This is a genomic window from Dellaglioa sp. CoH-57-MRSF-22 (assembly GCF_056781895.1).
Genome location: NZ_JBXAXT010000154.1, coordinates 1 through 323, shown reverse-complemented (window position 1 = coordinate 323; position 323 = coordinate 1). Strand labels below are relative to the sequence as shown.

Genomic DNA, 323 nt, shown 5'->3' with positions numbered 1-323 from the left:
GATTATTGCTGCGGATCAGGACCGATGAGTCAACGTCGATCACTTGTTGTACCCCGTTTATGGGTACCAGATATAGTCTAATGTACTGTGCCACTGGGCTCTCCTAAAACTGGGATCAGACAAATCCCATCCATATTAAATTAGGAGTTCAGACTATACGATTTCAGCACGTAGTTCAACTCAAACTGCTCAAGATTGAATTCTTGCGCCGCCGCCTCTACACCAACAGTGCGTGCCGCCTGAACCGCGTTGCGCAGGCGCAGTGCATCGTCGCTTTCCATCAGTGTAAGCAAATCAGCCAACTTCGAATTACCCCTGTAGGC

1 protein-coding gene is annotated in these 323 nt (G+C 48.9%); it reads right to left on the bottom strand.

The window, feature by feature from the left end; translation table 11 throughout:
* Positions 1-140 precede the first annotated feature (140 nt).
* Positions 141-323 (bottom strand): hypothetical protein (locus AC1RPR_RS08625; protein WP_481763538.1); only part of this gene is annotated, 183 nt, incomplete at its 5' end.